Origin of the sequence: Pectobacterium sp. IFB5596, assembly GCF_021432585.1 — a bacterium.
Lineage (GTDB): Bacteria > Pseudomonadota > Gammaproteobacteria > Enterobacterales > Enterobacteriaceae > Pectobacterium > Pectobacterium punjabense.
Genome location: NZ_LXFY01000024.1, coordinates 1 through 8,896, shown reverse-complemented (window position 1 = coordinate 8,896; position 8,896 = coordinate 1). Strand labels below are relative to the sequence as shown.

Below are 8,896 nucleotides of genomic sequence, written 5' to 3'. Positions count from 1 at the left end.
TTCTTGAGATCCTGTCGTTCCCGCCGTAATCTTCTGTCCTGTAAACGAAAAAACCACCCGGCAAGGTGGTTTTTCGAAGGTTCAGTAAACCGGCAAGTTTCTGAACCGTGGTAACTGGCTTACACAGAGCGCAGATACCAAATACTGTCCTTTCAGTGTAGCCGTAGATAGGCTTCCACTTCAAGAACTCTCTGTATAGCTAGCTATACAAAATGCGCTCTGTGAACCCAGTTACCAATGGCCGCTGCCACTGGCGATAAGTCGTGTCTTTCTGGATTGGGATCAAGAGAATAGTTACCAGAATAGGCGCAGCGGTCGGGCTGAACGGGGAGTTCGTGCATACAGCCCAGCTTGGAGCGAACCACCTAACCAGACCCCAGCATCCGGCGTGGAATGAGAAAACGCGGCCATGACAGCGGAATGATGCGGGGACACTGTAAGGTGGGAACAGGAGAGCGCACGAGGGAGCGACCCATTGGAAACGGTGGGGATCTTTAAGTCCTGTCGGGTTTCGCCCCTTCTGACTTGAGCGTCATTTTTTGTGATACTCGTCAGGAGGGCGGAGCCTATGGAAAAGCGAGTCTCGCTGGTCCGGCTCTGGGGGGAGGGGGGGCTGCTGTCTTTTTTCTTTTGGGGGTGTTATGACTCGATTATCATCGTTATCTGCTTTTGAAAAACAGTTTATTGATGCGGCTGTTTTCGCTGCGGAACGTGCAAAAGGTGCACGGCTCTCCGGTACTGAGAAAAAAAAGGTCTTAGCGACAGCGCGCCAGCAGCTCATTTCTCAGCGAGACGCCCACAGTATTTCTCGCCAGCGTCACGAGGCAGCACAGGAGCGCCTGTTTGAATGGAAAAAACCATCGGGTTTTCGTCGGTAACGCACACCGCTCGCCGCAGTCTCATGACCGAACGGAGTGAGCGAATGAGCGAGGAAGCGGAATATCACCCGCTCTTGATGTCTTCTCTGTTCACTCCTCACTCAGTTTTAGGATTTAAATAATTCAGTTAACTCCCGGTTTTCCTGTTCAAGCTTGATTTTTTCCAGTTTCCTACGTCGGCGCTCTGCCGTCGCCGTGGCATTTTTGCGTCGGGTTTCGGCGTTACTGCTTTCTTCTTTGGCGATGTTGATCTGTTTCTGTGCTTCTGCGATGACGCTTTCGAGCTGATTTTGGGTTGTTCTGATGAGTGTACTGGCTTTCTGTTCGCGTAATGTGGCGGCATGTTCTCGCTGAATGGCACGGTCGAGTTGTTCAGCGAGACGGTTATTCGCCTCTGATTCAGCCTGTACGGTTTTTTCCTGCGCGAGGCAGGCCAAGCTATGATAATGCGCTATTTTTTCAGCCTGATCGCGATTATCGGCTTTAATGATTATCCAGAGGAGCGCCAGTCCCCCTATGCAGCCTGTAATGAGAATCCCGGGCAGCATTAATACCCATAACTCAGCAAAGATGTGCCACCCTGAAATTTTTATAAGGTGTTCACCTTGTCGGGTTATCAGCGTGTATTGTTCCAGTGTGGCGGACATGAGCCAATAGATGATGCCAAGCGAGGCTAACAGCACTATTAACACCGTCGCTCGCCAGAAAACAAATTTCATCGTAGGTAGGTTTCCGTGATCTCCGGGCGAAAATGCCCCATTTCCTGGCTGACCGTCGTCAAGGAGGCTTCTCGGCTGAGCCCCTGATGTTGCAGTTCGCGCATCCGTTCCTGTGCATAGCTGTGACGAACGCCGTGTGCACCGGCTGACCAGCCTAATACCCGCTGTGCAGCGGCACTGAAGCTGTTTGACCAGGGATGGCCGCCACCGAGTGCATAACGGCTGCTGTGGTTGACGCCGCGATCAGTCAGTATGACTGCATTATCACGTCTGACCGCTTCAAGACGTAAAGCTAGCTCGTTTGGGATATTAACCTCCCGAACCAGTCCACCTTTGCCGTGAACGGTGTAGGTTATCCCGTCACGCCCTGCCCACTTTGTCTCGTCTGCCTGTCGTGCACTGGGCGGCTGTTCATCCGGTCTCGCCAGTGTATAAAGCTCATGGGCGCGTAATCCTGCCGCGTAGGCCAGTTCGGTTGCCAATGCGTTTTTTATGGTTTGAGCGGCGCAAATTCGGGTGATTTGTGCCGCAGTGTAAGCCCGTCCGGTCAGAACTTGTGGATGGTCTGCACGGATCACCGGTAAACGTGCAGTCAGGGGAAGGCGACTGGTGACATGGTGCATCATGGCCTGAATGGCCTGCCGCTCCATGTCGAGGGTTTTTTGTCCTACGGATTCGCCCCGTGATTCAAGGTAACTGATGGCCAGAGAAGGCGTCAGTTCCCGCAGACCGCCGACAATCCGGGATGCGTAAACCCATTCAGCCACTCGGGTTAACGCCTGTTCGTAATTGCGCACCGTACCAACCGAGCGCAAGTGTTCCCCTTGCATGGCTTTCATGACTGAAGTGGCCTGACGCCCGGGTGAGGAAAATTTTGCTTTCGCCATGATGATACTGTCAGAGGTTAGCGGATCAGATGAGGATTCTGGCGCTGACCGATCACGGCCAGAATCCGAACTTTCTGTACAGCGTCATCCACTTCGTACAACACATGCTGTCCCATCAGACTGATACGACGTATGCCTTCGCCGTAGCGCTGATCCAGCTCATATAGCTTTGGGAACTCTGTGAGTTTGTCGGTAGAAACGAGGAGACGTTCAGTGACGTGTTTTGCATCCCAGAGTGAGGCGTTTTCGGCTAGATAGTCAAAAAGATCTATAACGTCCTCCGTGGCACTCGCTTTCCATTCCACCTCATACGCCATCGTGTTGTTCCTGATAACGGCGATGTAGCTGCTGGCGAAGCTGGTTGGTACTGATACTCGGGCGGATATCAGCACGGGATGCCGCTACTTTGGCGCGTACCTTTTCTTCATATTCGGCTTGCGCCAGTTCTTCATTAGCGAGACGCTGCAATAGAGCGGCTTTGTCAGCGCTGCCTGCGGGAATAATGTGCGGCAGGCTCTCGGCCAGCTCACGTAGAAAGTTCGCGTTTTCGTAGTGAATGCGGTTGTTCATGGCAGAGGCTCCTGATTCTCGGTGGTCTATTTCTGAGTGTAGCAAAGAGGCATACGGTGCGGCATGTAACGAACCTAACCATGACGATCCAGCCAGCGTGTCACCGTGGATAACACCACCCTTATCCGCTTTGCTCTGAGCCAACGTTGTAATTCGGCGGCACTGGCGCCAGCCTGATGAAGCTGGCACAGTTCGCCGGTGTAACGATCGAGACGAGATTTCCGGTAGCGCGGTTTACGTATTAACCGGGTTTCTTCCTGTAATGCGGCCAGTTCCTGGCTGACGTTAAACTCCGTCATGTCGTCACCGTTTGATAGTTTGTAAGAACGCCTGACCGAAGGAACCGGTTCAGCGGCAATTGAATGCCTATTTGCCCCTGTTTGACGCCTTGTGGCGTCTGGCTCGGACTATTCTCGCCATGTTTTTTCCCGTCGGCGTGGGCTAATCGCGGTCGTTACACTGACCAGGTGGCGTTTTAACTGCGTCGCCTCAGTCTCTCCAGATGTCGCTGCTGGGTCTCAGATCCCTCACGGGGCACGGATTGTTGACCTGTATCCGGTGTAATCAGGAGTGCGTTACGTGCACTAGTCATCAACAGTACAAGAATAATACGGATCATGTTGCTCTACAAACGTGCTTTTTAACTATTGCGTCTATGTTGATTAAATCCAGTAATCCCCGCTATGTACAACATATTTATTCGTTGTACATAGCGGGGATTACTGGTAACAGATAATGCTAAAAACGACGCCAAAAAATGACAACGCGACATCGTCATAATCAGGCTGATACGACCGACAGACTGCTAACGTTTGATATAGCGTTATACTGTCTCAAAAATGGGGAGTGAGACAATGGCGTGGGTCAGCGTGAGACAGGCGATGAAATTGACTGGGAAAGGGCGAAGTTCGCTGTACCGGGATATGGCAAAAGGCCGCGTATCATATAGGTCTGAGTCTGATGGGGGGCGATCTCTCGACACCAGTGAGCTGATGCGTGTGTACGGTGAACTGAAACCGAGTGAGACAACGAATCGGGACACTCAGAGACAGGATGATGAGACTGATAATAACGTAATGAAAGATCTGATTGCTGAGATGAAAGCGCTCCGAGAAGAGGTGTCAGGTCTCAAGCTGGAGCTTCAGGAAATGCGCCGGCTGGAATACAAGCCGGCACATGATGAATCGGAGAATGTTCACCCTAAACCTTGGTGGCGTCGCTGGTTAGAATAAACGGCCACCAGTTTGTTAATCGTCTTTCTCGGGAAGTTGCTCGGGGTGGTAGCAGTCATGAAAATCCTTGAGCTTTTCGTGCAGCACAAATGCAAGGATTTCGCGTACCTGATCGTGTGTGATAGCAGTTACGGCATAAGACAGCGCACAGCATTGATCTAGCAGTTCGTCAGGATTCAGAGGGGTGTCGTCGAACATGATGGTGGCTCTCAACTAGAAAATGATAGCTACCACAAGAGTTCCTACGCTCTTTGGGTGGTAGCCCAGACGGGGGTAGGAATACCGGTCTAGTTGGACCCGGCCAGCCCGAAGGCTGCCCCGCCTGAGCCACCATTGAGGCGAACAAAGGCTGCGATATAAAAATGGACGCTTGGCGCGTCCGTTTTATCGCCAACTAGAAAGCAGGTTCCTACACCCGGTCACCAATGTGCGGTGACTGGGCAATAATAGCTGAAAATAGTGAGAAAAGGAGGATGGATTGATTAGAGAGTGAGTAGTTAATTTAGAGATGAAATGCGACACGTTTCCCTGTCGGTAACGTGACATCAATGCTCAGTTCTCCCCCTAATGCTGCGACATAACGTTTCAATGTGGAAAGACGTGGGTCATTTTCAGGGTTCTCCATCTTAGCCAGCGTCGGTTGAGATATGCCAATTGCTCGAGCCAGTTCCGTTTGAGAGATCTCTAATTCATCACGTAGCTGACTAAGAGCAATAATTAGGCTTGCCTCTTCGACCCGCGCCGTTACACGAGCCTGCATTTCTGGACTCTCTTTTGCCAGTAGCTCTCTGTATGTTGCCATGATTATTTCTCCAGGTTAGCCAGATGTTTTAGGTACTCAGAATCGGCAACCCACTGAACCTCTTCCTCTTATAGCCCTTTGATATGTAAGTGATGATGCAGTGTAGTTGGTTAATCCAGGATCTTTTGAGGATTGGGCTAACGTTACATGCTGCTCTAATAGATGTAGTGTTTATTATCTCGTTTTCTGTAATGAAATAAGAGTATGAGCACTAAAAAGTAGAGTTAATGAGAAAATATTTTATTGAAAAATATATGGAATTAAATTTTTACGGAGGAACTAATGATTTTTGCAATTTTTGATTATGTTGACCTTTTACTGAGTATCTCTGTATCGCTGGTCACTCTCTGGCAGTTTTACATTCGTAGGTCGTTATAAAATCGCTCCTTTTGGGGCGTTCACCACATTTTCTTGCCGTATTCCAATTGCATTCACTTCAGTGAATAGTCATGCAAGCGGCTAAAACTTACCTGGCTCATTTTACAGGGTTCTTGCCGGAGAAAGATGCCGGAAACGCCCCGTTCGCCGCAGAATCTCTCTGAGGGCGTCTGAGGCGGTGCGTGGATCGGGTGTTATGGTAAATCAGGGCTGATACCAGCCCTGTGGTAACGTTCTAATATGCTGATTATTCAGTGCTGTCAGGAGTCCGGAAGATTTGCTTCCACTTACGGTTGTGGGTGCTGGTTGGCGGAGCCTTCTCGTTATCACGGATCGTGCAGTAACGCTCGTACGTTTTGAGGATACGCCCATAAGAATCAACACTGCACTCTTGGAATGAACCGCCGTCGCGGCCAACATACTCGCTAGGACCAACAATTAACGCCATTTTTTTATCCTTAACCAGAGGTCTGGGGCACTATGCCCATAGTGAATATTTGTTCTAAGTCGAACGAATCAAGGCTATGTGTTTAATTTTTAATAGAGAAATAAGTTTCTGTAAGATCATGGAATCGGCGGTTACAAACTAACCTTACTTTTGGAAGGTTATGGTAAATTAAAGTGACCGTAAGGTATAAAAATACCCGTAGAGATTTGAACTGCTGATTTGTTTATCTTCGGTGACTATTTTTAAAAAATTAAAATTCAGGTGTAAAGTTTTTGGATTGTTTCTGTAAGCATCCCGGTAAACCGAACCATTCACTTTTAGAGATCTTCCGACATACTGATTATGTCCCGTTGAGGAGATCGCTATGCGCAAAGCCCGATTTACAGAACATCAGATCATCGCCGTGTTGAAGTCCGTTGAAGTCGGACGTACCGTCAAAGACGTTTGTCGCGAAGCGGGGATATCTGAGGCCTCATACTACAACTGGAAAGCCAAATTTGGTGGTATGGAAGCGTCTGATATCAAAAAGATGAAAGATCTGGAGGACGAAAACCGGCGGCTGAAACAGATGTTTGCCGATCTGAGTCTGGAGTGCCGGGCACTCAAAGATGTTATTGAAAAAAAGCTTTAAAACCAGCGATAAAGCGTGAGCTCGTCAGTTACCTGACCGCGCAATTTACGATGAGCATCCGCCAGGCATGCAGGACGTTATCGCTGAGCAGGACGGTGTATTTTTATCAGCCTGACACCCGGCGTGATGAGCCGGTCATTCAGGCACTGACTGACATGGCGGAACGCTATCCGCGATACGGCTTCAAGAAGTTGTTCCAGAAGCTACGCAGGCAGGGACATGCATGGAATCACAAACGCGTTCATCGTATCTATTGCTTACTGAAACTGAATTTTCGTCGTAAAGGAAAGCTACGTTTGCCAGTGCGTGACCCAGCACCATTGGCGACGCCAGAACACCTGAATCAGAGCTGGTCAGTGGATTTTATGCATGATGCACTGGTGTGTGGCAGGCGTTTCCGCACGTTCAACGTGGTGGATGATTTTAATCGTGAAGTGCTGGCGATAGAAATTGACCTGAATATCCCGGCACAACGCGTTGTTCGGGTGTTGGACAGGATAGTGGCAAACCGAGGATATCCGCTAAAGATGCGGATGGATAACGGTCCAGAGCTGGTCTCGCTGACGCTGGCGCAATGGGCGGAAGAGCATGGTGTAACACTGGAATTTATTAAACCGGGCAAGCCAACACAGAATGCCTTTATTGAACGTTTTAACCGGACATACCGAACAGAAATACTGGATTTTTACCTATTCAGAACACTGAATGAAGTGAGGGAAATTACGGAGCGCTGGCTGCATGAATATAACAGCGAGCGTCCTCATGAATCCCTGAATAACCTGACGCCGGAGGAATATCGGCTGATGGCTGAAAACCCGGAAATCTCAAAAAGTGTGTGGAACTAAAACGGGTGTGCTTACATTTCCTTTTTAATTTAAATTGGTTTTTAATTTTATTTTTTAAATTTATTTAAAATAAATATTATATTGTCATTGTTAACATTACGGCTCTGTGATGTTGTTTTTTATAAATCAATGGAGCATTTAATATGAGTGATTTAATCGTTCAACCTGATTTTTCTGTTAAAGGTAATAATGAAGTCGTTTTTGTTAAAACCTTACCGGGTAATGAAAATGTTGCTCTTGCTGAAGTTTTAAAGAAACATATTAAAGCGGAAAGTAAGCTCAATGGACTTCTTGCAGCGAAAGCATTGAATAGCTGGTACCGTTCTGGACTTGGCCCTCATCCGGCATCCGGAGGTACTTGGTTCACAAATTCAGTGTTGACCCCATCTGGTTCACCTTCTGGGATTGTTGATAGTATCAAGTACAACTATGATCGTGATGGTTATGGTGGTTGGGCTAGTCAGATATCTGTCCGGCTTTATATCTATAATTCAGCAGGTTTTGAGTTAGGGTATGCTGATATTACAGGTTCCGGTAGTGATACCATTGTAGCTTCTGGCTCCAATATCCCTGCTAATTGTAGGCTGGCTCTGGCGATGAAAGTGGGCAATCTTAACGGTGGTATTTTTAATCCTCCATATATTGATGGTTATGATTGCACCGTTTATTACAGCTAAGTAGAATCGTAACCGGTCGCATCGGGTGGCCGGTTACTTATTACTTCTTGAGGTGTAATATGCTGGTATCAGGTATCCGTGGCATTGATTCAATATCCCCTAATCGAGTTAGGGACAGTAGTGATGCAGTATTCTCTGAAATTCTTAATGATTTTAAAGTAAAACCCTCTAGTAAATCAGAAACTGATAATGTTGATAATAAAACATTAAAAAATGATTCTTATTTCCAACCAAAAATAACGACGGGTTTCTTTCCCTCTGGGCAAGCATATACATTTTTTAATGTTGAGGATAACCTTACCGGCAGTGATAAGGCGTATTTAAAGTCTCTGGGCTGGCCGACAGCCGAGTACAGTGATGTGAATGTTCTTGCCAGCAACATAGCTCAGGATCGTGTTGATGGGACGCTTAAGGGTTCTCTGACAAAAGAATATTTATTTGGTGATAGTGAAAAAGGTCTTGCTGGTTTGGTTGAGCGGATGCAAGGAATGAGTTCTGACTTTAGTGAGTTATGTTCAACGCTACTGAAGACGATTAACCAAGACATACAAAATGTCTGAGTATAGTTATTGAAAAAAAATAATCATAAATTTATATCATCAATTATTTAATTGATGATATAAATTAAAAGAAGCCCGAGGGTTTAGGGCTTTTTCAGGTAATTATAGATAAATTATCCACAGCGCTTATCGTCAGGATAACAATGTAATCTCCTGCATTCCCGACAATAGGATTGTGGGATTTTTTTCCCATTAGGTAATTCTCGGAAACCGAATGTTTTTTCGATTTCATTGATATCACGTCCCGCTTCTACTCCACAACATGGACA

The 8,896-nt window shown here is 47.5% G+C and carries 13 protein-coding genes; 5 read left to right on the top strand and 8 right to left on the bottom strand.

Annotated elements, in window-relative coordinates; all coding sequences use genetic code 11:
• The first annotated feature begins 641 nt into the window (after positions 1-641).
• The gene (locus A6301_RS16120) at positions 642-878 is read left to right on the top strand and encodes a hypothetical protein (RefSeq protein WP_215484253.1); all 237 of its coding nucleotides are present in this window, start codon (positions 642-644) and stop codon (positions 876-878) included.
• 107 nt (positions 879-985) lie between these two features.
• On the opposite strand, the gene A6301_RS16115 is transcribed toward A6301_RS16120, so the two are convergent.
• From A6301_RS16115 to A6301_RS16095, 5 genes are all read right to left on the bottom strand, one after another.
• Positions 986-1,597, bottom strand: a complete 612-nt coding sequence (locus tag A6301_RS16115) for a hypothetical protein (RefSeq protein ID WP_234258256.1) — start codon at positions 1,595-1,597, stop codon at positions 986-988.
• Positions 1,594-2,484, bottom strand: a complete 891-nt coding sequence (locus tag A6301_RS16110; protein ID WP_215484255.1) for a site-specific integrase — start codon at positions 2,482-2,484, stop codon at positions 1,594-1,596. The genes A6301_RS16115 and A6301_RS16110 overlap by 4 nt, the downstream gene beginning before the upstream one ends.
• Positions 2,485-2,501: 17 nt before the next feature.
• Positions 2,502-2,801, bottom strand: a complete 300-nt coding sequence (locus A6301_RS16105; protein WP_205543410.1) for a type II toxin-antitoxin system RelE/ParE family toxin — start codon at positions 2,799-2,801, stop codon at positions 2,502-2,504.
• Positions 2,791-3,054 (bottom strand): plasmid stabilization protein, encoded by a 264-nt coding sequence (locus A6301_RS16100; RefSeq protein WP_215484256.1) that lies wholly within the window; start codon positions 3,052-3,054, stop codon positions 2,791-2,793. Before A6301_RS16100 ends, A6301_RS16105 begins: the two co-directional genes overlap by 11 nt.
• A 74-nt stretch (positions 3,055-3,128) precedes the next feature.
• Entirely contained in the window at positions 3,129-3,353 is a 225-nt protein-coding gene (locus A6301_RS16095; RefSeq protein ID WP_215484257.1) for a hypothetical protein, read from the bottom strand.
• A 555-nt stretch (positions 3,354-3,908) separates the two neighbouring features.
• Between A6301_RS16095 and A6301_RS16090 the strand changes: the two genes are divergently transcribed.
• Complete coding sequence (locus A6301_RS16090) at positions 3,909-4,286, top strand: entry exclusion protein 1 (RefSeq protein ID WP_215484246.1); 378 nt, start codon at positions 3,909-3,911, stop codon at positions 4,284-4,286.
• A gap of 15 nt (positions 4,287-4,301) precedes the next feature.
• On the opposite strand, the gene A6301_RS16085 is transcribed toward A6301_RS16090, so the two are convergent.
• The 3 genes from A6301_RS16085 to A6301_RS16075 form a co-directional block, all read right to left on the bottom strand.
• A complete protein-coding gene (locus A6301_RS16085; RefSeq protein ID WP_215484247.1) occupies positions 4,302-4,484 on the bottom strand; it encodes a hypothetical protein in 183 nt (60 codons plus the stop codon).
• Between the two features lie 304 nt (positions 4,485-4,788).
• Positions 4,789-5,088 (bottom strand): helix-turn-helix domain-containing protein, encoded by a 300-nt coding sequence (locus A6301_RS16080; RefSeq protein ID WP_215484248.1) that lies wholly within the window; start codon positions 5,086-5,088, stop codon positions 4,789-4,791.
• A 625-nt stretch (positions 5,089-5,713) separates the two neighbouring features.
• Positions 5,714-5,914 carry a hypothetical protein gene (locus A6301_RS16075; RefSeq protein WP_215484249.1) on the bottom strand — a complete coding sequence of 67 codons (201 nt, stop codon included), beginning with the start codon at positions 5,912-5,914 and terminating at the stop codon, positions 5,714-5,716.
• Positions 5,915-6,278: 364 nt separating this feature from the next.
• Here A6301_RS16075 and A6301_RS16070 point away from each other — a divergent pair.
• From A6301_RS16070 to A6301_RS16060, 3 genes are all read left to right on the top strand, one after another.
• Positions 6,279-7,390 (top strand): IS3 family transposase gene (locus A6301_RS16070; protein WP_234258255.1). Its coding sequence is split into 2 segments (ribosomal slippage): positions 6,279-6,540 and positions 6,540-7,390, totalling 1,113 coding nucleotides; the frame shifts between segments, so codons are not numbered across the junction.
• A gap of 143 nt (positions 7,391-7,533) precedes the next feature.
• The gene (locus tag A6301_RS16065) at positions 7,534-8,067 is read left to right on the top strand and encodes a hypothetical protein (RefSeq protein ID WP_215484250.1); all 534 of its coding nucleotides are present in this window, start codon (positions 7,534-7,536) and stop codon (positions 8,065-8,067) included.
• Positions 8,068-8,126: 59 nt separating this feature from the next.
• Entirely contained in the window at positions 8,127-8,627 is a 501-nt protein-coding gene (locus A6301_RS16060; protein WP_234258254.1) for a hypothetical protein, read from the top strand.
• Positions 8,628-8,896: the final 269 nt, after the last annotated feature.

What these genes read in the sequence shown, in the direction of transcription:
- A6301_RS16120 (WP_215484253.1), top strand. Translation starts at nt 642, where the DNA reads ATGACTCGATTATCATCGTTATCTGCTTTTGAAAAACAGTTTATTGAT.
- A6301_RS16115 (WP_234258256.1), bottom strand. Translation starts at nt 1,597, where the DNA reads ATGAAATTTGTTTTCTGGCGAGCGACGGTGTTAATAGTGCTGTTAGCC.
- A6301_RS16110 (WP_215484255.1), bottom strand. Translation starts at nt 2,484, where the DNA reads ATGGCGAAAGCAAAATTTTCCTCACCCGGGCGTCAGGCCACTTCAGTC.
- A6301_RS16105 (WP_205543410.1), bottom strand. Translation starts at nt 2,801, where the DNA reads ATGGCGTATGAGGTGGAATGGAAAGCGAGTGCCACGGAGGACGTTATA.
- A6301_RS16100 (WP_215484256.1), bottom strand. Translation starts at nt 3,054, where the DNA reads ATGAACAACCGCATTCACTACGAAAACGCGAACTTTCTACGTGAGCTG.
- A6301_RS16095 (WP_215484257.1), bottom strand. Translation starts at nt 3,353, where the DNA reads ATGACGGAGTTTAACGTCAGCCAGGAACTGGCCGCATTACAGGAAGAA.
- A6301_RS16090 (WP_215484246.1), top strand. Translation starts at nt 3,909, where the DNA reads ATGGCGTGGGTCAGCGTGAGACAGGCGATGAAATTGACTGGGAAAGGG.
- A6301_RS16085 (WP_215484247.1), bottom strand. Translation starts at nt 4,484, where the DNA reads ATGTTCGACGACACCCCTCTGAATCCTGACGAACTGCTAGATCAATGC.
- A6301_RS16080 (WP_215484248.1), bottom strand. Translation starts at nt 5,088, where the DNA reads ATGGCAACATACAGAGAGCTACTGGCAAAAGAGAGTCCAGAAATGCAG.
- A6301_RS16075 (WP_215484249.1), bottom strand. Translation starts at nt 5,914, where the DNA reads ATGGCGTTAATTGTTGGTCCTAGCGAGTATGTTGGCCGCGACGGCGGT.
- A6301_RS16065 (WP_215484250.1), top strand. Translation starts at nt 7,534, where the DNA reads ATGAGTGATTTAATCGTTCAACCTGATTTTTCTGTTAAAGGTAATAAT.
- A6301_RS16060 (WP_234258254.1), top strand. Translation starts at nt 8,127, where the DNA reads ATGCTGGTATCAGGTATCCGTGGCATTGATTCAATATCCCCTAATCGA.